At 72.5% G+C, this 25,886-nt stretch carries 21 protein-coding genes; 10 read left to right on the forward strand and 11 right to left on the reverse strand.

The genetic code is table 11. The features are described from left to right. Position 1 precedes the first annotated feature (1 nt). Both AC0B9F_RS15365 and AC0B9F_RS15370 read right to left on the reverse strand, forming a co-directional pair. The gene (locus AC0B9F_RS15365) at positions 2–1,030 is read right to left on the reverse strand and encodes a PadR family transcriptional regulator (protein WP_472002678.1); all 1,029 of its coding nucleotides are present in this window, start codon (positions 1,028–1,030) and stop codon (positions 2–4) included. 1 nt (position 1,031) lies between these two features. Beyond that, positions 1,032–1,985, reverse strand: coding sequence for a DUF4097 family beta strand repeat-containing protein (locus tag AC0B9F_RS15370; protein ID WP_472002680.1), 954 nt, complete (start codon positions 1,983–1,985; stop codon positions 1,032–1,034). A gap of 130 nt (positions 1,986–2,115) precedes the next feature. On the opposite strand from AC0B9F_RS15370, the gene AC0B9F_RS15375 reads away from it, so the two are divergent. After that, positions 2,116–2,967, forward strand: a complete 852-nt coding sequence (locus AC0B9F_RS15375) for a hypothetical protein (RefSeq protein ID WP_472002682.1) — start codon at positions 2,116–2,118, stop codon at positions 2,965–2,967. Between the two features lie 59 nt (positions 2,968–3,026). On the opposite strand, the gene AC0B9F_RS15380 is transcribed toward AC0B9F_RS15375, so the two are convergent. The 5 genes from AC0B9F_RS15380 to AC0B9F_RS15400 all read right to left on the reverse strand — a co-directional run bounded on the left by AC0B9F_RS15380 (position 3,027) and on the right by AC0B9F_RS15400 (position 10,078). Next, a complete protein-coding gene (locus AC0B9F_RS15380) occupies positions 3,027–3,206 on the reverse strand; it encodes a DUF6104 family protein (protein ID WP_003992906.1) in 180 nt (59 codons plus the stop codon). Positions 3,207–3,292: 86 nt separating this feature from the next. Beyond that, positions 3,293–7,141 (reverse strand): multifunctional oxoglutarate decarboxylase/oxoglutarate dehydrogenase thiamine pyrophosphate-binding subunit/dihydrolipoyllysine-residue succinyltransferase subunit, encoded by a 3,849-nt coding sequence (locus AC0B9F_RS15385; protein WP_472002684.1) that lies wholly within the window; start codon positions 7,139–7,141, stop codon positions 3,293–3,295. 291 nt (positions 7,142–7,432) lie between these two features. Continuing rightward, positions 7,433–8,542 carry a sensor histidine kinase gene (locus tag AC0B9F_RS15390; protein WP_472002686.1) on the reverse strand — a complete coding sequence of 370 codons (1,110 nt, stop codon included), beginning with the start codon at positions 8,540–8,542 and terminating at the stop codon, positions 7,433–7,435. After that, entirely contained in the window at positions 8,539–9,276 is a 738-nt protein-coding gene (locus AC0B9F_RS15395) for a response regulator transcription factor (protein ID WP_472002688.1), read from the reverse strand. Before AC0B9F_RS15395 ends, AC0B9F_RS15390 begins: the two co-directional genes overlap by 4 nt. 124 nt (positions 9,277–9,400) lie before the next feature. Continuing rightward, positions 9,401–10,078 (reverse strand): spermine/spermidine synthase domain-containing protein, encoded by a 678-nt coding sequence (locus AC0B9F_RS15400; RefSeq protein WP_472002690.1) that lies wholly within the window; start codon positions 10,076–10,078, stop codon positions 9,401–9,403. Positions 10,079–10,355: 277 nt separating this feature from the next. Between AC0B9F_RS15400 and AC0B9F_RS15405 the strand changes: the two genes are divergently transcribed. Continuing rightward, complete coding sequence (locus AC0B9F_RS15405; protein ID WP_472002692.1) at positions 10,356–11,237, forward strand: rhomboid-like protein; 882 nt, start codon at positions 10,356–10,358, stop codon at positions 11,235–11,237. A gap of 737 nt (positions 11,238–11,974) precedes the next feature. On the opposite strand, the gene AC0B9F_RS15410 is transcribed toward AC0B9F_RS15405, so the two are convergent. Further along, complete coding sequence (locus AC0B9F_RS15410) at positions 11,975–12,622, reverse strand: GNAT family N-acetyltransferase (RefSeq protein WP_472002694.1); 648 nt, start codon at positions 12,620–12,622, stop codon at positions 11,975–11,977. 261 nt (positions 12,623–12,883) lie between these two features. Here AC0B9F_RS15410 and lon point away from each other — a divergent pair, with 261 nt between their 5' ends. Continuing rightward, complete coding sequence (gene lon, locus AC0B9F_RS15415; protein WP_472002696.1) at positions 12,884–15,298, forward strand: endopeptidase La; 2,415 nt, start codon at positions 12,884–12,886, stop codon at positions 15,296–15,298. Positions 15,299–15,399: 101 nt separating this feature from the next. Here lon and AC0B9F_RS15420 read toward each other — a convergent pair whose 3' ends face one another. After that, positions 15,400–16,263, reverse strand: a complete 864-nt coding sequence (locus AC0B9F_RS15420) for a LysR family transcriptional regulator (protein ID WP_472002698.1) — start codon at positions 16,261–16,263, stop codon at positions 15,400–15,402. A 68-nt stretch (positions 16,264–16,331) separates the two neighbouring features. Here AC0B9F_RS15420 and AC0B9F_RS15425 point away from each other — a divergent pair, with 68 nt between their 5' ends. Continuing rightward, positions 16,332–17,318 carry an EamA family transporter gene (locus AC0B9F_RS15425; RefSeq protein ID WP_472002699.1) on the forward strand — a complete coding sequence of 329 codons (987 nt, stop codon included), beginning with the start codon at positions 16,332–16,334 and terminating at the stop codon, positions 17,316–17,318. Between the two features lie 54 nt (positions 17,319–17,372). Here the strand turns inward: AC0B9F_RS15425 and AC0B9F_RS15430 are convergent, their stop codons facing one another. Next, positions 17,373–18,233: a lysozyme gene (locus AC0B9F_RS15430; RefSeq protein ID WP_472002701.1), complete on the reverse strand. Its 861-nt coding sequence runs from the start codon at positions 18,231–18,233 to the stop codon at positions 17,373–17,375. A 243-nt stretch (positions 18,234–18,476) separates the two neighbouring features. Here AC0B9F_RS15430 and AC0B9F_RS15435 point away from each other — a divergent pair, with 243 nt between their 5' ends. Then, entirely contained in the window at positions 18,477–18,971 is a 495-nt protein-coding gene (locus tag AC0B9F_RS15435; RefSeq protein ID WP_472002703.1) for a MarR family winged helix-turn-helix transcriptional regulator, read from the forward strand. A gap of 54 nt (positions 18,972–19,025) precedes the next feature. On the opposite strand, the gene AC0B9F_RS15440 is transcribed toward AC0B9F_RS15435, so the two are convergent. Then, positions 19,026–19,817, reverse strand: coding sequence for a protein phosphatase 2C domain-containing protein (locus tag AC0B9F_RS15440; RefSeq protein ID WP_472002705.1), 792 nt, complete (start codon positions 19,815–19,817; stop codon positions 19,026–19,028). Positions 19,818–20,186: 369 nt separating this feature from the next. On the opposite strand from AC0B9F_RS15440, the gene AC0B9F_RS15445 reads away from it, so the two are divergent. From AC0B9F_RS15445 to AC0B9F_RS15465, 5 genes are read left to right on the forward strand one after another with little or no spacing between them, the layout of a single operon-like run. Then, positions 20,187–23,048 carry a sensor histidine kinase gene (locus tag AC0B9F_RS15445; RefSeq protein ID WP_472002707.1) on the forward strand — a complete coding sequence of 954 codons (2,862 nt, stop codon included), beginning with the start codon at positions 20,187–20,189 and terminating at the stop codon, positions 23,046–23,048. Further along, positions 23,045–23,551: a roadblock/LC7 domain-containing protein gene (locus AC0B9F_RS15450; protein WP_472002709.1), complete on the forward strand. Its 507-nt coding sequence runs from the start codon at positions 23,045–23,047 to the stop codon at positions 23,549–23,551. The genes AC0B9F_RS15445 and AC0B9F_RS15450 overlap by 4 nt, the downstream gene beginning before the upstream one ends. Next, positions 23,548–23,970 carry a DUF742 domain-containing protein gene (locus tag AC0B9F_RS15455; RefSeq protein WP_472002710.1) on the forward strand — a complete coding sequence of 141 codons (423 nt, stop codon included), beginning with the start codon at positions 23,548–23,550 and terminating at the stop codon, positions 23,968–23,970. The genes AC0B9F_RS15450 and AC0B9F_RS15455 overlap by 4 nt, the downstream gene beginning before the upstream one ends. Next, positions 23,951–24,607 (forward strand): GTP-binding protein, encoded by a 657-nt coding sequence (locus AC0B9F_RS15460; RefSeq protein WP_472002712.1) that lies wholly within the window; start codon positions 23,951–23,953, stop codon positions 24,605–24,607. The genes AC0B9F_RS15455 and AC0B9F_RS15460 overlap by 20 nt, the downstream gene beginning before the upstream one ends. Positions 24,608–24,631: 24 nt before the next feature. Beyond that, entirely contained in the window at positions 24,632–25,882 is a 1,251-nt protein-coding gene (locus AC0B9F_RS15465) for a styrene monooxygenase/indole monooxygenase family protein (RefSeq protein ID WP_472002714.1), read from the forward strand. Positions 25,883–25,886 lie beyond the last annotated feature (4 nt).

Consider the following 25,886-nt stretch of genomic DNA (forward strand, 5'->3'; position numbering starts at 1 on the left):
GTCACGCCTTCGGGGTGCGCAGTATCGCCCCGATGTGGGCAGCCGCCGTGGACAGATGGCGGCGGGCGTCGCGCAACTGGCCGGCGTCGACGCCGTGGTCGCGGGCCGCGTCGCGGATGTCGTCGCGGAAGCGGTCCAGGAGCCGGTCGAGATCGCGGGCCGGCTCACCCGTGAGCGGCTCATGGGCCCAGGAGGGCTCGTAGACGGCCGGGAAGTCCTCCGGCGTCTGCTCGTACTCCGGCTCGGGACGGCCCCTGTCGGCGGCGGTGCGCCCCCAGGCGAAGTCCTTGCCGAAGTCGCCGAACTCCTTGGCCAGCTCCGTCAGGCCCTCCTTCACGCCCGTCGGCCAGTCGCCGCGCGCGAAGTGGTCCTGCACCTGCTCCTGCACCCGGTGCGCGATGCGCTGCAGCTCCTCCTGCGCCTGGGCGCGGGCCCGGTCCTGAGCCTCCTTGGCCTGGCGCCGGGCACGCTGGGCCTCCTCGCGGGCACGGCGGCTCTCGTCCTTGGCGCGCCGGGCCTGCTCCTTCCACTCCTGCTTGACGCGGCGCATCTCCTCCTTGGCGGCGCGCCACGCCTCCTCGTCGCCCGCGTTGTCGAGGCCGGGCATGTCCGGGGCGTCGTGGGCGCCGCCCGGCCGGTCCCGGCGGGCCTCGCTCGCCGCCGCGCGCATCTCGCGGCGCAGGTCGCCCGCGGCGCCGCGCACGTCGGCGCGGATCTCGGCGGCCAGCTCGGCGACCGACTCGCGGATCTCCAGCTCCAGGTCGGCCAGTTCACCGCTGCGGTCGGCCAGTTCGGCGCGGCCGGCGTCGGTGATGGCGTACACCTTGCGGCCGCCCTCGGTGGTGTGGGTGACCAGGCCCTCGGCCTCCAGCTTCGCCAGACGCGGGTAGACGGTGCCGGCCGACGGCGCGTACAGCCCCTGGAAGCGCTCCTCCAGGAGGCGGATCACCTCGTAGCCGTGGCGGGGGGCCTCGTCCAGGAGCTTCAGCAGGTACAGACGCAGGCGGCCGTGAGCGAAGACGGGAGGCATGTCAGAGCACCTTCTTCTCGGTCGTGCCGTCGGCCGGGGCGCCGGAGTCACCCGCGCCCGGACCGGAAACGGAAGGGTCCCCCGGGGTGGTGCCGGTGCCCGGGGCCGGGCTGTCGTCGCCCGGCTGCGCCTCCCAGGGCTCGTCCGGTGCCGGTGGCCGGCGCAGCAGGGCGATGGAGCCGGAGACGGTGGTCGCCTTCAGCCGGCCGTTGCCCGCGCCGAGCCGGCCGGTGATCCGCTTGGCGCCCCACTGACCGGTGACGCGCAGGTCCTCGAACGCGTTGGAGACCGAGCCGCTCGCGGTGTTCGCCTCCACCCGGGTGTCCGCCGGGTGCGGCAGGCGGATGGCGATCTCGCCGGAGACGCTGGTCAGGCTGACGTCGGTGGGGTGGTCCGCGGGGTCCAGGTCCACGATCATCGAACCGCTCACCGAGTCCGCCCTGACCGCCGGACCGGAACCGTCCACCACGGTCAGGTCGCCGGAGACGGAGTTGAAGCGCAGATCGCCGCTCAGAGTCTGCGCCTCCACGTTCCCGGAGACGGTGTCGGCGCGCACCGGGCCGCCGAGACCGACCAGCGTGGTGTCCCCGGTCACCCCTCTGACCTCGGCGCGGCCGTCGATGCCGGAGACCACGGCCTCGGCGCCGACCACGCCGACCTCCACCTGCGTGTGCGCGGGGACGGCCAGGGAGACGACGGCGCTGCGCCGCCGGCCCTTGCGGTCGAGCCACTTCAGGAAGCCCTTCCAGGGCAGGTCGTCGTAGGCCACCGTCAAGGTGCCGCCCTGCTGGGTGACGAGCAGGGGCGGCCCCTCGATCTCGGAGACCTCCAGGCGGGCGGGACCCTCGTCCGTCCCCACCACGTTCACCGTCCCGTCGACGATCCGGACGTGCAGCTCACGCACCGGCTCGTCGAAGGCGAGCTGCTGCGGCTCAGCGACGGACCACTCGGACATGGGAGACCTCCTCGACACGCCATATCGCGTCTTACGTGATTCACGATATATCGCGGGCTCGGGAAGTCAAGACACTCGTTCTGGTGATCAGGGGGAGCGGGCGGGAGCGGTGCGGCCTTAGCGTGGGGCCATGCCGACGGAAGACGCCCACGGCCGAGGCCGTCCCACCAGCGGTGCCGCGCCGGGCGCGCTGCTGCTCTGCCGTGCCGCGCCCGCCGCCGTCGCCCCCGCCGCCCGGCTGCTGCGCGACCCCATGCTGCTCACCGAGGCGGGCGACGGATGGAGCGTCCTCGTCCCCGACGGGCGTCCCTGGCGGCAGGGCGGCGAACCGGTCGACCGCGTCCTCACCGGCTGGGCCACCGCCCTCGCCGTCGCCGCGCCCTGGCCGGTCCTCGCCCTGTGGTGGGACACCGACCGCGCCGGGTACACCCTCGCTTCGGGCTTCCGCCGCCCCGTCGGCTACGTCTGGCTGGCCAACGGCACCGCCGCCGGGGAGGACGAGGCGATGCGCACCTTCGCCGCCCGGCTCGGCCTGGACCCGGTCCTGGACGTGCAGGCCCTGGACCGGCTCACCCGGCCCGACGCGGCCGCCGACGCCGGCGCCCGGCTGCGCGGCCTGCTCGCGGTCCTCACCCGCGCCGGCGTAGCCCTGCCGTCCGGTCTGGCCCCGGGCACGGCCACCGACCGGCTCCGGGAGGCCGCCGAGCGCCGTCCCGGCGTCCGTCGGCTCGACGGGCACGGTCTGCGCGAGACGCTGCGCGGCGAACTCGACGCCGTCGAGCGCGCCGCCCTGGCCCCCTGGCTGCCCTGGGCCGCCACCCCCCAGGCCCGCGCCCTGGGCGCCGCCCAGCTCGCTATGGGCCTCTCGCTCGCCCTGTGGGGCCTACGACGGCACAGCGGCGGCTGGACGGCGGCGGGGGCGCTGCTGCTGGCCCACGGCGTCCTGGGCCTGACCCACGGAATCACCCACCCGCGCGACTGACGGGCCCCACACCTCCCGCGAGGACGGCACAGGGCGCCCCGCGACGGCACGCGGAAGCGCTACTCGTCGTCCTCGTCGTCCAGCCGCGCCAGCCACGTCGCCAGGCGTTCCACCGGGACCTCGAAGTCCGGGTTCAGATCGACGAACGTCCGCAGCTGCTCGGCGAGCCACTCGAAGGTGACCTCCTCCTCGCCGCGCCGCTTCTCCAGTTCCTCGATGCCACGGTCGGTGAAGTACATGAGGTCAAGGATAAGTGGGCGCAAACGGCCGGGCCGCACCCCCTGAGCAGGGGTGCGGCCCGGTCACGTACGACCCGCGGGAGCGGTTACGCGTCGAACACCTCGTGCACGAGCTGCTCCTGTTCGGCCTGGTGCCGCTTGGCGGAACCGACGGCCGGGGACGAGCCGTGCGGACGCGAGATGCGGCGCAGGCGCTCGCCCGCCGGGATGTCCGCGCCGACCGCCAGGTCCAGGTGGTCGATCAGGTTCAGGGCGATGAACGGCCAGGCGCCCTGGTTCGCCGGCTCCTCCTGGGCCCACAGGTACTTCTCGGCGTTCGGGTACTTGGCGATCTCGGCCTGGAGCTCGGCACCCGGCAGCGGGTACAGGCGCTCCAGACGCAGGATCGCGGTGTCCGTGACGCCCCGCTTCTTGCGCTCGGCGTCGAGGTCGTAGAAGACCTTGCCGGTGCAGAAGACGACCTTGCGGACCGCGCTCGCCTCGACCGAGGAGTCACCGATGACCGGCTGGAACTGACCGGTGGTGAAGTCCTCCGCCTTCGACGCGGCGGCCTTCAGACGCAGCATCGACTTCGGCGTGAAGACGACCAGCGGCTTGTGGTGCGGGTTGTGCACCTGCCACCGCAGGAGGTGGAAGTAGTTCGCCGGCGACGTCGGCATGGCGACCGTCATGTTGTTCTGCGCGCACAGCTGCAGGAACCGCTCCGGGCGGGCCGAGGAGTGGTCCGGGCCCTGGCCCTCGTAGCCGTGCGGCAGGAGCAGGACGACGCCGGAGGTCTGGCCCCACTTCTGCTCGGCGGAGGAGATGAACTCGTCCACCACCGTCTGGGCGCCGTTGACGAAGTCGCCGAACTGGGCCTCCCACAGCACGAGCGCGTTCGGGCGGGCCAGCGAGTAGCCGTACTCGAAGCCCATGGCCGCGTACTCGGACAGCAGCGAGTTGTAGACGTTCAGCCGCGCCTGGTCCTCGGAGAGGTACTGCAGCGGCGTGTACTCCTCGCCGGTGCTGCGGTCGATGATGACCGCGTGGCGCTGGCCGAAGGTGCCGCGCTGGGAGTCCTGGCCCGCCAGACGGACCGGCACGCCCTCCAGCAGCAGCGAACCGAACGCCAGGGTCTCGCCCATGCCCCAGTCGATCGTGCCGTCCTCGACCATGGCCGCCCGGCGCTGCAGCTGCGGCTGCAGACGCGGGTGGACGGTGATGTGGTCGGGCACGTTGACCTGGGACTCGGCGATCCGCTTGACGACCTCCGAGGAGATCGCGGTCGGGACCGTGACCGGGAAGCCGTCCTGCGGCTCGGCCACGTCGCCGCCGGCCGGCTGCGAGGTGGCCTCGCGGACCTCGGTGAAGACCTTCTCCAGCTGGCCCTGGTAGTCCTGCAGCGCCTGCTCGGCCTCTTCCAGGGTGATGTCGCCGCGACCGATCAGGGACTCGGTGTACAGCTTGCGCACCGAGCGCTTCTTGTCGATCAGGTCGTACATCAGCGGCTGGGTGAAGGCCGGGTTGTCCGACTCGTTGTGACCGCGGCGGCGGTAGCAGATGAGGTCGATCACCACGTCCTTGTTGAACGCCTGACGGAACTCGAACGCCAGCCGCGCGACGCGGACGACGGCCTCGGGGTCGTCGCCGTTCACGTGGAAGATCGGGGCCTCGATCATGCGGGCCACGTCCGTCGCGTACATGGAGGAACGCGAGGACTCGGGGGCCGCGGTGAAGCCGACCTGGTTGTTGATGACGATGTGGACCGTGCCGCCGGTGCGGTAGCCGCGCAGCTGCGACATGTTCAGGGTCTCGGCCACCACGCCCTGGCCCGCGAAGGCCGCGTCGCCGTGGATCGCCACCGGCAGGACCGTGAAGTCCGTGCCGCCCTTGTTGATGATGTCCTGCTTGGCGCGGGAGACGCCCTCCAGGATCGGGTCGACGGCCTCCAGGTGGGAGGGGTTCGCGACCAGGGAGACCTTGATCTGCTCGCCGTCGAGGCCGGTGAAGGTGCCCTCGGCGCCCAGGTGGTACTTCACGTCGCCGGAGCCGTGCATCGACTTCGGGTCGAGGTTGCCCTCGAACTCGCGGAAGATCTGCGCGTACGACTTGCCGACGATGTTGGCCAGCACGTTCAGGCGGCCGCGGTGGGCCATGCCGATGACGACCTCGTCCAGCCGGGACTCGGCCGCGGAGTCGATGACCGCGTCCAGCAGCGGGATGACGGACTCGCCGCCCTCCAGGGAGAAGCGCTTCTGGCCGACGTACTTCGTCTGCAGGAACGTCTCGAAGGCCTCCGCCGCGTTCAGCCGGCGCAGGATGCGCAGCTGCTCCTCGCGCTCCATCTTGGAGTGCGGGCGCTCCACGCGGTCCTGGATCCACTTGCGCTGCTTGGGGTCCTGGATGTGCATGAACTCGATGCCGGTGGTGCGGCAGTACGAGTCGCGCAGCACGCCGAGGATGTCGCGCAGCTTCATCATCGACTTGCCGGCGAAGCCGCCGACGGCGAACTCGCGCTCCAGGTCCCACAGGGTGAGGCCGTGCTCGACGATGTCCAGGTCGGGGTGCTTGCGCTGCTTGTACTCCAGCGGGTCGGTGTCGGCCATGACGTGGCCGCGGACCCGGTAGGAGTGGATCAGCTCGAAGACGCGGGCGGCCTTGGTGACGTCGTCGTCGTGGCTGGCGTCGATGTCCTTGAGCCAGCGGACCGGCTCGTAGGGGATGCGCAGCGCCTCGAAGATGTCGTCGTAGAAGCCGCTCTCGCCGAGCAGCAGGTTCGCGACGATGCGCAGGAACTCGCCGGAGGCGGCGCCCTGGATGACCCGGTGGTCGTAGGTCGACGTGAGCGTCATGACCTTCGAGATGCCGAGCTTGTTCAGGGTGTCCTGGCTGGTGCCCTGGAACTCCGCCGGGTAGTCCATGGAGCCGACGCCCATGATCACGGACTGGCCGGGCATCAGCCGCGGCACGGAGTGGACGGTGCCGAGGCCGCCGGGGTTGGTCAGGGAGACCGTGACACCGGTGAAGTCGTCCATCGTCAGCTTGCCGTCACGGGCGCGGCGGACGATGTCCTCGTAGGCCTGCCAGAACTCGAAGAAGTTCAGCGTCTCGGCCTTCTTGATCGCCGCGACGACGAGCTGGCGGTCGCCGTTGGGCTTGACCAGGTCGATGGCGAGACCGAGGTTGACGTGCTCCGGCTTGACCAGGGTGGGCTTGCCGTCCTTGAGCTGGTACGACCAGTTCATCGCCGGCATGGCCTTGATGGCCTGCACCATCGCGTACCCGATGAGGTGCGTGAAGGAGATCTTCCCGCCGCGGGCGCGCTTGAGGTGGTTGTTGATGACGATGCGGTTGTCGAACAGCAGCTTCACCGGGACCGCGCGCACCGAGGTGGCGGTCGGCATCTCCAGCGAGGCGTCCATGTTCTTCGCGACCGCGGCGGACGGACCGCGCAGCGTCACGAGCTCCGGACCGGCCGGTGCCTCCTTGGCGGGCTCCGCCTTCGCCCGGGGCTGAGCGGGCGCCTGTGCGGGACGCGCCGGCTGAGCCTGGGCGGGGGCGGGCTTCGCCGCGGGGGCGGGGGCGGGGGCGGGGGCGGGGGCCTGGGCCGGCGCGGCGGCCGCGGGCTTCGCAGCCTCGGGGGCCGCGGCGGCGGGTTGCGCCGGAGCGGCCGGCGCGGCGGCCCGGGGGGCCGGGGTGGGCGCCTGGGTGGGGGGCTGCGCGGCCCCCGCGGCCGCACCGCCCGACGCAACCGGGGCTCCTGCCGCCCCCGGCTTGTAGTCGGCGAAGAAGTCCCACCAGGCACGGTCTACCGAATTCGGGTCCTGGAGGTACTGCTGATAGATCTCATCGACGAGCCACTCATTGGGACCGAACGCGGCAGCGGGGTTCTTTCCCGCTGGGTCGGCGTCGGTCGTAGGTGCGCTCGATGCGTTACTGGGGGACTGTGGCGACACGGCGGCAACCGCCCTCTTCCGCTTCACAAGGTGATGGACAGCGGGAATAAAGGCTACGCCTCCCTGAGGGTGAAGGTCAGGTCGGGCCCGTTCATCGTCGCGTAAGTCACATCTCAGCCCGTGTTTCGGGGCTTGAAATGGCGGGAAACAAGCGTGGTTCCGGTGTGAGAGTGGCGTGCCGGGGTACGGCGACGCGGGCCCGTCACGCCTGGCGTGCGGGCCTGTGCCTGATCACACGTGTCCGTCGGCGCGGACGCTCGTGGATCTTGAGGCTCCGCTTCGAACCCTACGTCAACTCCGGACGCTGGGCTCTCCTGGAAGAGTGACAAGAATCCGGCAACCTCGCTCGGATTCGGCCACTCCGATCCGGCCTCCGTGCAGGTCCACGGCCCAGCGCGCGATCGCCAGGCCGAGCCCGGTGCCGCCGTCGCTGCCGGGACCGTGCGGCCGGGTGACCACACCCCGGTTGAACCGCTCGAAGACGCGGTGCCACTCCGACTTCGGAATGCCGGGCCCCTCGTCCATGACCTCCAGGTCCAGCGAGCCGGGCGTCTTCCCGGTCCGCGCCCTGACCGTGACCCGGCCGTGCGGCGGGCTGTGCTTGACCGCGTTGTCGATGAGGTTGGCGACGACCTGGTGGATGCGCTCCGGGTCGGCGTGCGCGGTCAGGTCGGTCGGGAAGACGTCCAGGTGCAGATGGACGTCGGCGCGGGTGTGGCTGCCGGAGCCGGAGGCGATGCCGGCCCGCGCCGAGGCGACCATGTTGGCCTCCTTCAGCACGCCGGAGAGATAGGGCCACACCTCGAAGCGACGTGTCTTCAGCGGTACGACGCCGTTGTCCAGGCGGGACAGGTCCAGCAGCGTCTCCACCAGCCGGCCCAGCCGCTCGGTCTGTTTCAGCGCCGTGCGCATGGTCTCGGGGTCGGCCTCGGTGACGCCGTCGACGATGTTCTCCAGCACCGCCCGCAGACCCGCGATGGGGGTGCGCAGCTCGTGCGAGACGTTCGCCACCAGCTCCTTGCGCTGGCGGTCCTGCGCCTCCAGCTCGTCCGCCATCACGTTGATCGTCTGCGCGAGGTCGCCCAGCTCGTCCCTGCGGCTCTCGCGCACCCGGCGGGTGTAGTCGCCCTGCGAGATGGACCGGGCCACGGTGTTCATCTCGTCCAGCGGCGCGGTCAGCGAGTGCGCCACGAACTGCGTGATCAGCAGCGTGGCGATCATGGAGAAGACCGTGATGAAGCGCAGCTCCGTGCGGGTGCGCATGGCGATCATCATCAGTCCTGTGGTGATCAGGACCGCGATGACGACCAGCGCACCCAGCTTGGTCTTGATCGAGAACGGGCGTACGCCGCCCCAGAGATCCCCGGGACCGCGCCGTGCGGAGGGCCGCCCGTCGCTCATGGCGTCGGCGTCTCCAGCGCGTAGCCCACACCGTGCACGGTACGGATCCGCTCCGCGCCGATCTTCCGGCGCAGCGCCTTGATGTGGCTGTCGACGGTGCGGGTGCCGGAGGCGTCCGCCCAGTCCCACACCTCCGCCAGCAGCTGCTCCCGGGAGAGCACCGCGCGCGGGGTGTTCGCCAGGCACACCAGCAGGTCGAACTCGGTGGGCGTCAGATGCACGTCCTCCGACTTCACCCGGACCCGGCGCTGAGCGTGGTCGATCTCCAGCTCGCCGAGGCGCATCACCCCGCTGCGCGGCGTGGCGGCGGCCAGCGCGGCCCGCTCCACCCGGCGCAGCAGCACGTGCACGCGGGCGGCCAGCTCCCGCATCGAGAACGGCTTGGTCATGTAGTCGTCGGCCCCGACGCCCAGCCCGACCAGCATGTCGGTCTCGTCGTCGCGGGCGGTGAGCATCAGCACCGGAACCGGCCGCTGTGCCTGCACCCGGCGGCAGACCTCGAGCCCGTCGAAGCCGGGCAGCATGATGTCGAGGATCAGCAGATCGGGCTGCCAGGCCTCTGCGGTGTCGACGGCCGCCGGGCCGTCACCCGCGGTTTGCACGAGGAATCCCTCGGCGCGCAGGCGGGCCGCGATGGCGTCGACGATCGTCGGATCGTCCTCGACGACCAGGACCCGCCGCTGTGCGCCGGGGGACGCCGTCGTGCCGCTCTGGGAGGTGTGTGTCTGCTCCATCGCCCGCCCCTGAAGTGTGCTTTCCGGAATCAGTGGGGTGATCCCTCGGTCTGCGCGTGACTGCGATTGACGCTTGAATGATCGGCGTCAGGGAAGCAGCGTACGGGGAGTCACCACGGCTTTGCTATTCAGGTCGGATCCCGAGGTGCACCACGTCGGGAACGCCTCGGGCAACGGGGATCTCTTCCGTACGCACCTGCTGGAACCCGACATTCCCCAAGGTTTCTTCGAAATCCGGTGACGGCTTGGCCGACCACACCGCGAGCACCCCGCCCGGCCTCAACACCCTTGCGCAGCCTGCCAGTCCGGCCGGTGAGTACAGTCCGTCATTGCCCTTTGTGACGGTCCAGCCGGGGCCGTTGTCGATGTCCAGGCACAGCGCGTCGAACGTGGCGCATGTCTCATTGACGTACGTCACCAGGTCTTCGTGGACGATCTCGGTGCGCGGATCGGCCAGCGCCGCGCGGGAGAGTGCGCCGAGCGGACCGCCGCGGTGCCAGTCGATGACGGCGGACTCCCTCTCCACTACGGTGATCCGGCCCCACCGCGAATTCGCAGCCGCATGGGCCAGCGAGAAGCCGACACCGAGCCCGCCGATCAGCACGTGCGGCGCGGGGCGGTCGCCGAGCGCGTCCAGCGCGGCGTCGACCAGCAGCCGCTCGCTGCGGCCGTCGGAGGTGTCCATCAGGAAGCACCCGTTGGCGATGATCTGCAGCAGCTCACCGTGGCGCCGCAACACCACCTCGCCGTAAGGGCCCTCGCGGCGGTCCAGGACTTCAGGGCTGTCGTACGTCGTGGACATGCACCCCATCCTGCATGAACACGGCTTTGCGGGAACGGGAATTACCGGAGGTGCTCGCGCGGGGCGGCAGGGGAGCACCCGTTCGTGGGATGGGGGCGCGGGGTGCATGGACGGGGCGCGGGGGACGCCGGGCCGGGGGTGGACGCGTAAGACCTCGAGAGGTTGACGCGTAAGAACCTTGAGAGGTTGCTGAGAATCCGGTCGTGCGTGGCGTGGATCACAGACAGCGGGTGGGTGGGGGCCGAAAAGTGGGGTGCGACGGAAGGAGCGCCTCACCGTGGAACGCACTGCGAGGGTCGACACGACGCCCCCCGACGCGCCCCTTCCGGCCGATCTGCCGGACCTCGCGCACCTGCTGGACGCCATGCCCGGGCAGCCCCGGCGCCGAGACGCGCAGGCGCGCGTCGAGCCGCCCGCCGCCGACGCCGGGGCCGCACCGGCCGCCCGTGACCGGCTGCGCGCGGTACGTTCCTGGCGGCTGCTGCCCACTCCCGGCGCGACGCCCTTCACCTTCGCCTACGGCGTCGTCCTCGCCGTCACCTCCCTCGTCGCCACGTATGCCGACCCCGCCGTCGTGCAGGCGCTGCAGCAGGGCTCCAGCACCGACGTGGCGCACCTGGTGCGGCATCCGGTGCTGGTGCTCGTCGGCAGTGCGCTGTGGATCGCCGGCGGGGTCCTCTCGCCGTACACGCTCGGCTTCCTGCTCGTGCTGACCGCGCTGGAGCGGCGCGTCGGCGGTCTGCGCACGGCCGGCGTCTTCCTGTGCGGGCACGTGCTGGCGACCCTCGCGACGGAGGTGCCGGTCGGGTTCGCGGTGGCCACGGGGCATCTGCCGGACACGTCCCTGCACCGGCTCGACTACGGCATCAGCTTCGGCGTCGCCGCGGGCGTGGGCGCGCTGGCCGGGCTGCTGCCACCGTTGCTGCGCTGGCCGCTGCTGGCCTGGGTGGCGCTGATCGTCGGCCAGGACCTGCTGTCCTCCTACGACCCCCTCACCAGCTGGGGCCACGCGACAGCGCTGACGATCGGCGTCGCCACCTGGCCCTGCCTGCGCCGCTGGGCGGCCACCGCCCCCCGGCGCGGTCGCGGCCCCGACGCACTGCACGCGGTCGGCGCGACGCCCGCCGTCCCACAGGGCAGCGGGCCACCGCAGAGGTGAGAGGCGGCGCGGAGAGTCGCCGCACGGGCGGCCACGACGGACCTGCGGGCGAGAAGCGATCCCCCGGGCGAGGAGCGATCCCACCCGAGCGAGAAGCGATCCCCGGGTGAGGATCGCCCCTCCGGGCGAGGAGTGATCCGCGCGGGCGGCGAGCGATCCCGAACAGGGAACGATCCCACCCGGGTGAGGAGCACCCCGGGCGAGAAGCGCCCCTCCGGGCGACGAGCGATCCGCGCGGGCGAGGAGCGATTCCGCGCAGGGAAGTCTCCCCCCGGGCAGGGCACGCCTCCCGGGCGAAGAGCGATCCCGTGCAGGGAACGGTCCCCCCTCGGGCGAGAAGCGCGCCCCGGGCGAGGAGTGTTCCGCGCGGGCGGCGACCGGTCCCGCGCAGGGAGCGACCCCCCTGGGTGAGGAGGGCGCCCCGGGGCGAGGAGTGTTCCGCGCGGGCGGCGAGCGATCCCGGGCAGGGAACGATCCCCCCGGGCAGGGACCGCCCCCGGGTGACGAGCGATCCCGCGCAAGGAGCGGCCCCCCGGGCGAGAAGGGCCCCCCGGGCGAGGAGTGTTCCGCGCGGGCGGCGAGCGATCCCGCGCAGGGAGCGATCCCCCGGGCAGGGAAGGATCCCCCTCCCGGGCGAAGAGCGATCCCGCGCAGGGAACGATCCCCCCGGGTGAGGGGCGCCCCCCGGGCGAGAAGCGATCCGCGCGGGTGAGGGGGTGCCCCCTGCCCCCGCCCCCTCAGTCCTGCACCCGCCGTGCGCTCGTCAGCGGTGCGATCACCCGCCAGCCCAGTGTTTCGTACAGGGCCCGCCCGTCCGGCGTCCCGGCCAGTACGCCCGTTCGCGCGCCCGCGTCCGCCGCACCCCGCTGGAGGGTGCGCATCGCGAGCGTGCCCAGGCCCCGGCGGCGGTGCTCCGGCGAGGTCTCGATGATGTCCGCCACCGCGGCGCGGCCGGTCGGCGCGATCTGCCCGGCCGCCGCCCAGGAGCCGTCCGGTGCGGTGACGAGGGCGCGCAGTACACCGCCCCGCGTCCATGTGCGCAGCCGGTAACCGTCCGGGACGGCGGGCGCCGGGGCGGACGCCGTCAGCGGGACGGACATCAGCCAGCCCGGCTCCGGGTCGATCCACCAGCCGTCACCGAGCCAGCCGCCGACCTCGGCCGGCTCCCGGAACGCCTTGAACTGCACACCCGCCCCGGTCACCGCGCCCGCCACCTTCCGTACGGCCGCCTCCGTCACGGCCTCGCCGACCCCGCCGAACACGTGCCGGCTGACGTGGTCCGGCCGTCCGACGTCGATGGTCCAGCCCCACCCCTGCGCCACCGGCGGAGCCGCACCCCGCGACACGACCCACCCCTCCACCCAGGACCGCACCATCGTGTCCACTCCGGTCTCCCGTCCGCCATGCCGGCATCCCGGCAGCAAGAGCAGCAGTAATCGTCACCAGCAGTAATGGTCACCAGCAGTAATAGCCACTAGCAGTAATAGTCACTAGTGGCCTGAACCTATTACCCAGCGGATCGGGTGCGCGACCCTTCCCGGGAGCCCGCTTCCTTGATCGCTCACAGCGAACACCCGCATGGGAACATCCCGTGACTCCCAAGCATTGAGTCGGTACAACTCAACTTGACTGCCGAAAGGGAGATCATGGCTTCGACGTCCGCATCGCTCACCCTCCCCGTGCTGCCGCTCGACGACGAGGTCGTGCTGCCCGGGATGGTGGTTCCGCTGGACCTGAGCGACTCCGAGGTGCGCGCCGCGGTGGAGGCCGCGCAGGCCGCCGCCGGTGCCCAGGCCGCAAAGCCCAGGGTCCTCCTCGTGCCACGCATCGACGGGACCTACGCGAGCACCGGTGTCCTCGGCACCGTCGAACAGGTCGGCCGGCTGGCCGACGGCGACCCGGGCGCCCTGATCCGCGGCCGCGGCCGCGTCCGGATCGGCGCCGGGACCACGGGCCCGGGTGCGGCGCTGTGGGTCGAGGGCACGCAGCTCGACGAGACACAGCCCGACCCCGTGCCGGGGCACGTGCAGGAACTGGTCAAGGAGTACAAGGCCCTCGCCACCACCTGGCTGAAGAAGCGCGGCGCCTGGCAGGTCGTCGACCGCGTCCAGGCCATCGACGACGTCTCCGCCCTCGCCGACAACTCCGGCTACTCGCCCTTCCTCACCACCGCGCAGAAGGTGGAGCTGCTGGAGACCGCCGACCCGGTCGCCCGCCTCAAGCTCGCCACCCAGCAGCTGCGCGACCACCTCGCCGAGCAGGACGTCGCCGAGACCATCGCCAAGGACGTCCAGGAAGGCGTCGACAAGCAGCAGCGCGAGTTCCTGCTGCGCCGCCAGCTGGAGGCCGTCCGCAAGGAACTGCGCGAGCTGAACGGCGAGGAGGAGGGTGAGGAGTCCGACGACTACCGCGCCCGCGTCGAGGCCGCCGACCTCCCCGAGAAGGTCCGCGAGGCCGCCCTGAAGGAGGTCGACAAGCTGGAGCGCGCCTCCGACGCCTCACCCGAGGGCTCCTGGATCCGCACCTGGCTCGACACGGTCCTGGAGATGCCGTGGAACGAGCGCACCGAGGACGCCTACGACATCCAGGGCGCCCAGGCCGTCCTGGACGCCGAGCACGCCGGCCTGGAGGACGTGAAGGAGCGCATCACCGAGTACCTGGCCGTGCGCAAGCGCCGCGCCGACCGCGGTCTGGGCGTCGTCGGCGGCCGTCGCGGCGGCGCCGTGCTCGCCCTCGTCGGTCCGCCGGGCGTCGGAAAGACGAGCCTCGGTGAGAGCGTGGCCCACGCCATGGGCCGCACGTTCGTCCGCGTCGCCCTCGGCGGGGTGCGCGACGAGGCCGAGATCCGCGGTCACCGCCGTACGTACGTCGGGGCGCTGCCCGGGCGGATCGTGCGGGCCATCAAGGAGGCCGGCTCCATGAACCCGGTCGTGCTCCTCGACGAGATCGACAAGGTGGGCTCCGACTTCCGCGGCGACCCGGCGGCGGCCCTGCTGGAGGTTCTCGACCCGGCGCAGAACCACACCTTCCGCGACCACTACCTGGAGGTCGAACTCGACCTGTCGGACGTCGTCTTCCTCGCCACCGCCAACGTCCTGGAGGCCATCCCCGAGGCGCTCGCCGACCGCATGGACGTCGTCCGCCTCGACGGCTACACCGAGGACGAGAAGGTCGTCATCGCCCGCGACCACCTGCTGCCGCGCCAGCTGGAACGCTCCGGCCTGAGCCGCGACGAGGTCACGATCGACGAGAGCGCCCTGCGCAAGCTGGCCGGCGAGTACACCCGCGAGGCCGGCGTGCGCACCCTGGAGCGCTCCCTCGCCCGGCTGCTGCGCAAGGTGGCCGCCCAGCACGAACTGGGCGAGAGGGAACTGCCGTTCACGGTCACCGCGGACCATCTGCGCGACCTGATCGGCCGCCCGCACCACGTGCCCGAGTCCGCTCAGGACCCGGCCGAGCGCCGCACCGCCGTGCCCGGTGTCGCCACCGGCCTCGCGGTCACCGGCGCCGGCGGTGACGTCCTCTACGTGGAGGCGTCCCTGGCCGATCCGGAGACCGGCGCGGCCGGACTGACCCTCACCGGTCAGCTCGGTGACGTGATGAAGGAGTCCGCGCAGATCGCGCTGAGCTTCCTGCGCAGCCACGGCGCCGAACTGGAGCTGCCCGTCGGCGATCTGAAGGACCGCGGCGTGCACATCCACTTCCCGGCGGGCGCGGTCCCCAAGGACGGCCCGAGCGCCGGCATCACGATGACGACGGCCCTGGCGTCCCTGCTCTCCGGCCGTCTGGTCCGCACCGACGTGGCGATGACCGGCGAGGTCTCGCTGACCGGCCGGGTGCTGCCCATCGGCGGCGTGAAGCAGAAGCTGCTCGCCGCGCACCGCGCCGGGGTGACCACCGTGATCATCCCCAAGCGCAACGAGCCCGACCTGGACGACGTCCCCGCCGAGGTGCTGGACAAGCTCGACGTCCACGCCGTGACCGACGTCCGCCAGGTCCTGGAGCTGGCGCTCGCGCCCGCGACGAGCGACGCGGCGCCGGAGGTTCCGGTGGCGGCGTGACGGGCGGCGCGACGCCCGGGGGAGATTCCGGTGGCGGCGTGACGGACGCGACCGGATGAGGCAGGGCCCGGGTCCCGTGAGGGAGGCCCGGGCCTTCGCCGTCACTGCTCCTCGCCGACCACCTCGCGGGCGAGCCGGATCAGATCCGGGAGGGCGGGGTGGGCGGGGACGCCGCTGCGCCACGCCAGCACCAGCGGCACCGGCGGGGCGTCGGTGAGCGGGCGGTAGGCGATGGCGGGGTGGACGTGCAGCCGGGGCGTGGCCGACGTCGTGACGCCGACGGCGCGGCCCGCGGCGATCGCCGTCAGCCACTCGTCGGTGTTGGTGACCTCGATCGTCGCCGTCGGACGCAGCTGTGGCGGCCACAGATCCAGCGTCGTGGTCCCGGCCACCGTGTTCAGGGCGATCGGCCACCCGGCCAGATCCGCCAGCGTGAGGCTGTCGCGGCCGGCCGGCTCACTGTCCGCGGGCACCACCGCGACCCGGTCCTCCAGCTTCAGCAACTCCGTGACCAGCCCCGGCGCCCGTACCTCCCCGCGCAGCAGCGCCACGTCGACCTGGCCCCGGGTCAGGCCGGCCGTGCGGTCGTCGATCCGGCGCAGCCGCAGCGGCACGTCCGGGTGCTCCTCGTCCCAGCGGCGCAGCAGCGGGACGGTGTGGTCGCCGAGCGCGGCCCAGGGGTGGCCGAGCCGCAGCGGCAGGGCGGACAGCGTGCGCGGGTCGAGGGCCTCGTCCACGGCGGCCAGCGCGGCCGCGGCGCGATCCCGGAACATCCGGCCGGCGGCCGTCAGTTCCAGGTGATGCGTGGACCGGTCGACCAGGCGGACCCCGAGATGGTTCTCCAGCTGGCGCAGGGTGCGGGAGAGGGCGGGCTGGCCGGTGTGCAGCCGTGCGGCGGCGCGCGTGATCGTGCCCTCCTCGGCGATCGCCAGGAAGGCCCGCAGATGGCGCAGCTCCATGGTCATGCCTGCGGAGCATAACCGCGGCGCGATCGGCATTTCACGCACCGTGCGCGGATTCCTAGCGTGGAGGCATGCCAGAGACGACTTCGCAGGCGCCGGGCGCCCAGCCGACACCCCCACCGCACCCCCGCGGCCTCCGACCTACGGCCCCGCAGGGGGAGGGTGTCCGTACGACGGCCCCGGACGCTCGCGGCGCCCGCCCGGCCGCCGGCGGCGGCGGCGGTCTCGTCGGCATCGCGCTCGTGCTCACCGGCACGGTCTCGGTGCAGTTCGGGTCCGCCGTGGCCGCGCTGCTCTTCCCGCGGGCCGGGGCGTTCGGCGTGGTGGCGCTGCGGGTGACGCTCGCCGCGGTGCTCCTGCTGGCGGTCTGCCGGCCCCGCCTGCGCGGCCACAGCCGCGCCGACTGGGCCGTCGTGACCGCGTTCGGCGTGGCCCTCGGCGGCATGAACATCCTCTTCTACCAGGCCATCGACCGGATCCCGCTCGGCCCGGCGGTCACCCTGGAGGTGCTCGGCCCGCTCGCCCTCTCCGTGGCCGGCGCCCGCCGCGCGCTGAGCCTGGTGTGGGCCGCGCTGGCCCTGACGGGCGTCGTCCTGCTCGGGCACGAGGGCTTCGACGCGCTGAACCCCGCCGGCGCCGCCTTCGCCCTCGGCGCGGGCGCGATGTGGGCGGCGTACATCGTGTTCAACGCCCGCACCGGCGCCCGCTTCGCCCGTCTCGACGGCCTGGCGCTGGCGATGACCGTGGCCGCCCTGCTGAGCCTGCCCCTGGGCATCGCCTCCGCCGGCGCCGGCCTGGTCGAGCCCCCCGTCCTGGGCCTCGGTCTGGCGGTGGCGGTGCTCTCCTCCGGGCTGCCGTACACCCTGGAGCTTCTCGCCCTGCGCCGTCTGCCCGCCGCCACCTTCGCCGTGCTGATGAGCCTGGCCCCGGCGATCGCGGCCCTGGCCGGCTTCCTGGTCCTGCACCAGGACCTGTCCCTCGCCCAGTGCCTGGCGATCGCCCTGGTGGTGACGGCGAGCGCGGGAGCGGTGCGGACGGCGGCAGCGCGCCCGAGCTGACGGCGGCGGCGCCCCGGGCCGACGCCCTCCGAGGCTGTCGGCGCGGGGCGTCCGTCAGCCGTTGGCCAGCGCCTGGAGCCGGTCGTAGGCCCCGTTGAACTTGTCGTGGTCGCCGACCGTGGGGCCGGACGAGGTGTACTGCCACATGGTGTAGTAGGCCCAGCCGGCCGGCAGTGTGCCCGGGTCGGTGGCGTAGCGGGCGATCCACAGCGGGTTGGTGGCGCCGAAGCCGCTGTAGTCGCCGGTGCACTGGGTCCACCAGCTCGTCGCCGTGTAGATCACGGCGTCGCGGCCCGTGCGGGCCTTGTACTGGTTCAGGAAGTCGCGGATCCAGGTGACCATCCCGCTCTGCGTCTGGCCGTAGCAGGCGGCGCCGTAGGGGTTCCACTCGATGTCGAGGGCGCCCGGGAGGGTCTTGCCGTCGCGGGACCAGCCGCCGCCGTGGTCGACGAAGTAGTTGGCCTGGGTGGCGCCGCTCGTGGTGTCGGGCGTCGCGAAGTGGTACGAGCCGCGGATCATGCCGACGTTGTAGGAGCCGTTGTACTGCTGCGCGAAGGACGGGTTCGTGTAGTACGTCCCCTCGGTGGCCTTGACGTAGGACCACTTGACGCCGCTGTTCCACAGCGTGGACCAGGCAACGTTGCCCTGGTAGTTGGAGACGTCGACGCCTTCGGTCTGGGTGGCGTCGCCGGTGGTGGGCGTGCCGCTCTGGCCGTCGTGTGCCAGGACGCCCATGCCCATGTGGGCGGAGCCGCGGGCGGGGACGGTGGCGGCAGCGCCCTGCGCGGGCGAGGCCGAGGGCCCGGGGGAGGGCTGAGCGGACGCGGGCAGGGCGAGGGAGAGCACCGCGAGGCCGGCCGCCGCGAGCGGGGCGAGCAGGCGGCGGCGTGCGGAACCGGGTCTGTGCACGGGCATGACGTGCCTCCGAAGGCGTTGGTGGGGAACGCTGGACGACGTGCTGCACAGGTGGCCCGATAGTGACTGGCGTGGGCATGCCAGTCATGGGCCTGGTAAACGAAGCTACGCACGTAGACCTGGGGAGGGAAGGGGTCCGGGCGCTGCCGTTGGTCTAGCCCTGCGAAATACTGACCAAGCTGCGGCGATGGCGGGCGCCTGGCGGAAACTTTCAGAATCGGGAAGCCGGATCAGGGGACTGACGTGCACGAGGACGCGAACGGCGCGGAGCATCGGGGCGAACCCGGGACGTCGCCGAGTGGTGTGGACCAGGAGTTCCTGGCGCTGGAACGCGAGCTGACGGTCTTCCTGCGCCGGGCACGCGCCAGCCAGGGGGAGATGGCCCGCGAGGTCCACCCGGACCTGGAATCGGCCGCCTACGGCCTGCTGGTCCGGCTGGACGAGTGCGGCCGCCAGCGCGCCACCGCACTGGCCGCCTACATCGGCGTCGGCAAGGCCACCATGTCCCGCCAGCTGCGGGCCCTGGAGGAGCTGGGTCTGGTGGCCCGCGAACCCGACCCGGCCGACGGCCGCGCCTGGCTGGTCCACCTCACCGAGGAGGGCCACCGCCGGGTGAGCAGCGTCCGCGACGCCCGCCGCGCCCGCTACGTCAGCCAGCTCGCCCACTGGAACCGTCTGGAGGTGGCGGAACTGGCACGGCTGCTCCACCAGTTGAACCGGGGAATGGAACAGCGCTGAGGCGCGCTCGGGGCAGGTGCACGGCACGACGGCGCAGGGCCGTCGGCCGCGGTGTCACAGCTCCGCGTAGACCACCGTCGCGTCGTCGTGGGTCTTGCCGCGGCCCAGGTGGGTGCGCGGCCCCGCGTCCGCCCGCTCCAGGGAACGCACACGGGCGACCAGGGCGTGGGCGCCCTCCTTCTGGATCAGCGTGAGACAGTCCGCCCAGTCGCCCTCGCGGAACGTCTCCACCCAGCGCGTCGCCCCGTCCGTCAGCGCGGCCAGCGCGTTCACCCGGGCGCGCGGCAGGGAGCCGGTGACCGCGCGGTGCGCCACCGAGGGGTCGGCCGCCGCCGTGAAGAAGCCGCCCTCCTGGTTGCGCAGGTGCCCGTCGATCATCGCGTCCGTGGCCAGCGCGGCGCGCGGCAGCCGGGCCAGCCGGTCGTCGAGGACCGCCGTCACCACGCCGTCCGGCGACCGCACCAGCAGCGCGGAGTCGGACAGCACCAGATACTCCACGGACGTCGCGGACCAGCGGGTGAGCGCCACGGTTGCCTGCGGTGTGCGTGGGTGAGAAAGGTCACAGGTGGCGGCGTGTGCGGCGCCGGTGCGCGCGATGGCGCGAGCGAGGACCTCCGCCAGAGGGACATCCGGGAGCGAAACGGTCAGTTCGGTCAGCGCTCCGCCGAGTCGTGCCGTGTACCAGGGGACCGAATGCAGACAACCCGTGTCCCCGTCGCGGGGCGGCGTCACGCCGTCCAGGACGACGAGCGACGCGCCCTGTCCGGAAGCGGGTACTCCGATGCCGGCGAAGTCCTCGTTGGGGCGGGCCGGGTCACCGGGTTCCGAGACGAGTTCCGTACGCATCCGGCCAGTCTGCACGAGGCCTTCACATGCTCCGCGAACGGCTGGCAAACATCGTGGATCCGCCGTACCGGCGCGGTCACGGCGTCGGTTTTGGGGTGGAATGCTTCACTCCGTCAAGGCGTGGCGGCGAATCCTGCCAAAGCCCGCCGCAGACGTCCAACCGGCCCGCCGCGCAAGGGCGCTGCACGCGCCAGAGGAACTTGCCCGCCAACTCTCCTCCGATGTTCACTCCTTCGGGTGGCGGGGCAGGCGATGCCCGCCCGCTGCCCACCGGCACTGGGAGGGTCGGGAACCGTACCGGACGTACGCGCCGATTGACGGGGTGTCATCCGGTCCCATGGCTACACGAGTACAGGAATGCGAGCACCGGTGCAGAAGACGCGGCCTCGGCGCACAGGCAGGCAGTCGGCCCCCGAAGGGGGCGCGCAGCCCCCCGCCGTCGGCAAGGGCCGCCCCACCCACGTACGCAATCGGCTGATCGTTGCCGTGGCCGTGGTGGCGGCCGCCATCGCGGGCGCCGGCGCGCCGTCCGTCATCGCCGCCTCCGGGCAGCTGAAGGACACCCAGGACCTGGTCACCCTCGCCGGGCAGACCCAGGAGGCGCTCACCCTCGCCCACGCGCTCGCCGACGAACGCGACGACGTCACCTCCTACGTCGCCGCCGGCCGGCCCAAGTCGAAGGCGCCCGACGAGCAGCGCAGCGCCCGCGTCGACCGGCAGGTCGAGGAACTGCGCGCCGACACCGACCTGCCCGCCGCGCTGCGCACCGACCTCGACGGCATCGCCGCGGTCCGCCGCGCCGCGCTCACCGGACAGAACGGCGCGCTCGAGACCCACCAGGCGTACTCGGCCGCCATCAACGAGCTGCACCGGCTCACCGAGCAGCTCGCCCAGCAGAGCCCGCCGCGCGCCGGCTCCGGAGCCTACGCGCTCGCCGAACTGGACTCCGCCGTCCAGCAGGCCGCCGCCACCCGCGGCCTGCTGCTCGCCGCGCTGAACGTCCCCGGCGGCACGCAGCGCACGATCGACCCGGTCACCGGCCTGCCCGAGACGGGCTCCGACTCCTCCTCGTCGGCGGCCAAACAGCGCGACGCGCTCACCGCCGCCGCCCAGCAGGCCCGGCTGCGCTCCGACGCCGCCCTCGCCGACTTCCACGAGTCGGCACCCCAGCAGGCGGTCACGTCCTACGACTCGACCGTCACCGGACCGGAGACGACCACCGCCGAGAAGTACCTCGCGCGCCTCACCGACCAGCCCGCCCTCAGCGACGACGAGCTCGACACCAGCACCCGCAAGCTGGACGCGGCCCTGTCCGCGCGGATCGAGCTGATGCGCGGCGCGGAGTCCGCGCTCTACGAGCACCGCACCAAGGCCCTGGAGCAGCTGCGCGACGACGACGTCACCGCGCTGGAGATCCGCGTCGCGATCCTCGGCGCGCTGATCCTGCTCGCCGTCGGCATCGCCACCGCCATGGCCCGCAGCCTCACCCGCCCGCTGTCGGTGCTGCGGCGCGGCTCCGCCCGCCTGGCCGAGGCCGAGGACCCGGCCACGCAGGAACCGGTCGGGTTCACCGGCCGCAACGACGAGTTCGCCCAGGTCGTCCGCTCCGTCAACGCCCTGCACCAGCACGCCGTCACCCTCGCCGGACGCGTCGGCACCCTGGAGTCCGACCGCAAGCACCTGGTCGGGCAGCGGCAGAAGATGGCCGACGCCCGCGAGGAACTGCGCGCCGAACTCGCCGAGTCCGCCGCCCAGCTCGACCGGGTGCGCACCAGCATCGGCTCCACCTTCGTCAACCTCGCCCTGCGCACCCTCGGCCTGGTCGAGCGTCAGCTCGCCGTCATCGAGGGCCTGGAGGAGCGCGAGCAGGACCCGGACCGCCTGGCCACCCTGTTCAAGCTCGACCACTTCGCCACGGTCATGCGCCGGCACAGCGAGAACCTCCTGGTCCTGGCCGGTACCGAGCACGTTCAGCAGCACGCGGGACCCGTCCCGCTGGTCGACGTCGTCCGCGCCGCGGTCAGCGAGATCGAGCGCTACGAACGCGTCCGCATCGCGGCGCTGCCGCCGCACGCGCACGTGGCCGGGTTCGCCGCCGACGACCTCTCCCACCTGCTGGCCGAACTCATGGAGAACGCCACCGCGTTCTCCCCGCCCGATGTGCCCGTCGAGGTCTCCGGCTGGCTGCTGGAGAACGGCGAGGTCATGCTCTCCGTCCAGGACGAGGGCATCGGCATGACGGACGAGCGGATGCAGCGGCTCAACGCCCGCCTCACCGACTTCGACCCGAACACGCCCTACGACCAGGAGGGCGAGGAGGGCCTCGGGCTCGGCCTGTACGTCGTCGCCCGTCTCGCCCACCGGCACGGCGTGCGGGTGCGGCTGCGCGAGCAGAAGCAGGGCGGTACGGCCGCGGTCGTCGTCCTGCCCCAGCAGCTGCTGGCCGCGGCCCCGGCTGCCGCGGTCGCCTCGCCGACGCACACCGCGAGCACCACCCAGACCTTCTCCCTGCCCGGCGCCGACGCCGAGGCCAACTCCAACGTCCTGCACAGCCGCACGACGGACGGCGACCGCCTGGTCGCCCTCGCGGAGCAGGCGGTACGGGAACGGGAGCTCGCTCAGACGCAGGCCGGGGAGGACGAGCCCGAGCAGCCCACGGCGGAGGAGCCGACGCCGGCCGAGGAGCCGACGCCGGCCGAGGACGCCGTACCGCAGCACGCGCCGCCGCTGGAGTCCCCGGCCGAGATGACGATGGAGCTGCTGATCCCGTCCCCGAAGACGGAGGAAGCCGCGCCCGAGTCCGCGTCCGAAGCCGCGCCCGAAGCTGCGTCCGAACCCACGACGGCCCCCGCCCCCGCCCCTCGGCCCGCGGCCGCCGGCGCCGACGAGCCCGCCGGAGCCGGAACACCGGCCGAAGCCGAGGCAGAGGCCGAAGCGGAGCACGAACGCGCCGAGGACGAGGACCAGTACACCGCGAAGGGCCTCCCCAAGCGCACCCCCAAGATCACCGCCCCCGCCCCCGCGGAGCGCCCCCGCTCCACCTCCGTGGACGCGGACGCCCTGCGGCGGCGGCTCGGCGGCTTCCGGAAGGGAGCCACCGCCGGCTACCGCGACGCCCAGGCGGAGATCGCCGAGCAGACGGGCCGGACCAGGACACCCGCGGCGCAGCCCGCGGAGCGACGACCTACACAAGACGCCACGGGGGGCACAGTCGAGGAGGCAAGCAGTTGACCGCGCCCAGTACCTTCGGGCTGAGCAGTGAAGCCCGCAACCTGCACTGGCTGTTGAGCAACCTCGTCGAGGAGGTCCCCGGCATCGTCTCGGTCGCCGTGGTCTCCTCCGACGGTCTGCTGCTGCTCTCGTCCGACCAGGACCGCAACCTCGAGGCCAGGCAGGCGGGCGGCACCGCCCGGTCCGCCGGGCCCCGCGGCTCCGCCGCCGACCTCGCGACCATCGTCTCCGGCATCGGCAGCCTCACCATCGGCGCGGCCAAGCTGATGGACGGCGGCGCGGTGAAGCACACGATGGTCGCCATGGAGCAGGGCAGCCTGTTCGTGATGTCGATCAGCGACGGCTCGCTGCTCGGTGTGCACGGCTCCGCCGACTGCGACATGAGCGTCGTGGCGTACCACATGGCCCTGTTCGTGGGCCGCGCCGGACACGTCCTGACCCCCGAACTCCGCAGTGAGCTGCGCAAATCCCTGGAGTCCACCTCGACGGGGAGCGAGCGATGAGCAGCATGTCCCACGCGGCGAAGGGCCAGTTGCCGGTCCGTGGCGGCGACCGCAAACCGGCGCGCGTACGGCCGTACTCGCTCACCGGCGGCCGTACCCGCTTCGGTCACGTCCTCCTCGTGGAGACGTTCGTGGCCGCGCTGGACGCCCCGGAGGAGCGCAAGGAGCTGGCGAACGGTAGTCTCGCCACCCGCGTGATGCCGGAGATGCGGGCCATCGTCGAACTGTGCCGCCGTATGCGTACGGTGGCCGAGATCGCCGCGCTGCTGAAGATGCCGCTCGGCGTGGTCCGCGTCCTGCTGAGCGACCTCGCGGACCAGGGAAAGATCCGCGTCTACGGAACGGGCACCGGCCACGGCACGGGCCGTCCGGACCGCGCGCTGCTGGAAAGGGTGCTGGGTGGACTCCGTCGTCTCTGACGCCGCTCGCGGCGTCTCCCCGTTCGTCGGGGCGGCCCACGCCGCCGAGCCCGACGACAACCTGAAGTCCTGGCAGACGGACCGCACCCGCGCCCCCATCGCCACGAAGATCGTGGTGGCGGGCGGCTTCGGCGTGGGCAAGACCACCCTGGTCACGTCCGTCTCGGAGATCACGCCTCTGCAGACCGAGGCGCTGATGACCGAGGCGAGCCAGGAGACCGACGACCTCACGGCCACGCCGGGCAAGACGACGACCACCGTCGCCATGGACTTCGGCCGCATCACGCTCGACGCCGACCTGGTGCTGTACCTGTTCGGTACGCCGGGTCAGCAGCGGTTCTGGTTCATGTGGGACGACCTGGTGCGCGGCGCGATCGGCGCCGTCGTGCTGGCCGACACCCGCCGGCTCAAGGACTGCTTCCCCGCGCTGGACTACTTCGAGAGCTGCGGGCTGCCGTACGTCGTCGCGGTCAACCACTTCGACGGCACCGAGCGGTTCGACCCGGAGGACGTGCGGGAGGCCCTCACGATCCCCCCGCACATACCTGTCATGATCATGGACGCGCGGCGCCGCATCTCGGTGATCGAGACGCTCCTCGCCCTCGTGGCCCACGCGCTCGAGGAAACCCCCGAGTAGTTCCACCTAGGAGAGACATTCCGCATGCGGAAGATACTCGTCGTAGGGGCCGGGCAGTCCGGCCTCCAGCTCGCCCTCGGCCTGCAGGCGCACGGCTACGAGGTCACCCTGATGTCGAACCGGACCGCGGACGAGATCCGCTCCGGCCGGGTCATGTCCACGCAGTGCATGTTCCACACGGCACTCCAGCACGAGCGTGACCTCCAGCTGAACTTCTGGGAGTCCCAGGCCCCGAAGATCCAAGGACTCGGCGTCTCGGTGGCGGCCCCCGGCTCCTGGGCCGAGGGCCCCGCGGCCCGCGCCATCGACTGGGTGGGCCGGCTCGACGGGTACGCGCAGTCGGTGGACCAGCGCGTGAAGATGGCCGGCTGGATGGAGACGTTCGCGCAGCGCGGCGGCCAGCTCGTCATCCACGGCGCGGCGGTCTCCGACCTCGACTACTTCTCCCGTGCCTACGACCTCGTCCTGGTCTCCGCCGGCAAGGGCGAACTGGTGTCGATGTTCGAACGGGACGCCTCCCGCTCCCCGTACAGCGAGCCGCAGCGCGCTCTGGCCGTGGCGTACGTGCACGGCCTCGGACCGCGCCCGGAGCACCCCGAGTTCGACGCGGTCCGCTGCAACCTGGTGCCCGGCGTCGGCGAGCTGTTCATCATGCCGACGTACACCACCTCCGGCCGCGCCGACATCCTGTTCTGGGAGGGCATACCCGGCGGCCCGCTCGACGTCTTCAAGGGCGTCAAGGACCCGGCGGAGCACCTCTCCCTGACCCTGGAACTCATGGAGCGGTACACCCCCTGGGAGTACGCGCGGGCCACCAAGGTCGAGCTGACCGACGCCGGCGGCACCCTGGCCGGCCGCTACGCCCCGACCGTGCGCAAGCCGATCGGGCGGCTGCCCGGCGGCGGCGCGGTGCTCGGCGTCGCCGACGTGGTCGTCGCCAACGACCCGATCACCGGGCAGGGCTCCAACTCGGCGTCCAAGTGCGCGGCCGCCTACCTCGCCGCGATCCTCGACCACGGCGACAAGCCGTTCGACGAGGACTTCATGCAGCAGGCGTTCGACCGGTACTGGGGCACGGCGCAGCACGTCGTGAAGTGGACCAACGCGATGCTGGCGCCGCCGCCGGAGCACGTGCTGAACCTCATCGGCGCGGCGGGCGAGCTCCAGCCGGCGGCCGACCGGTTCGCGAACGCATTCAACGACCCGGCCGACTTCGAGAACTTCTTCTACGAGCCTGAGAAGACGGCCGCCTATCTGGGGTCGCTGGCCGGGTAGCGCC

It is taken from the genome of Streptomyces sp. NPDC097129, assembly GCF_055668065.1.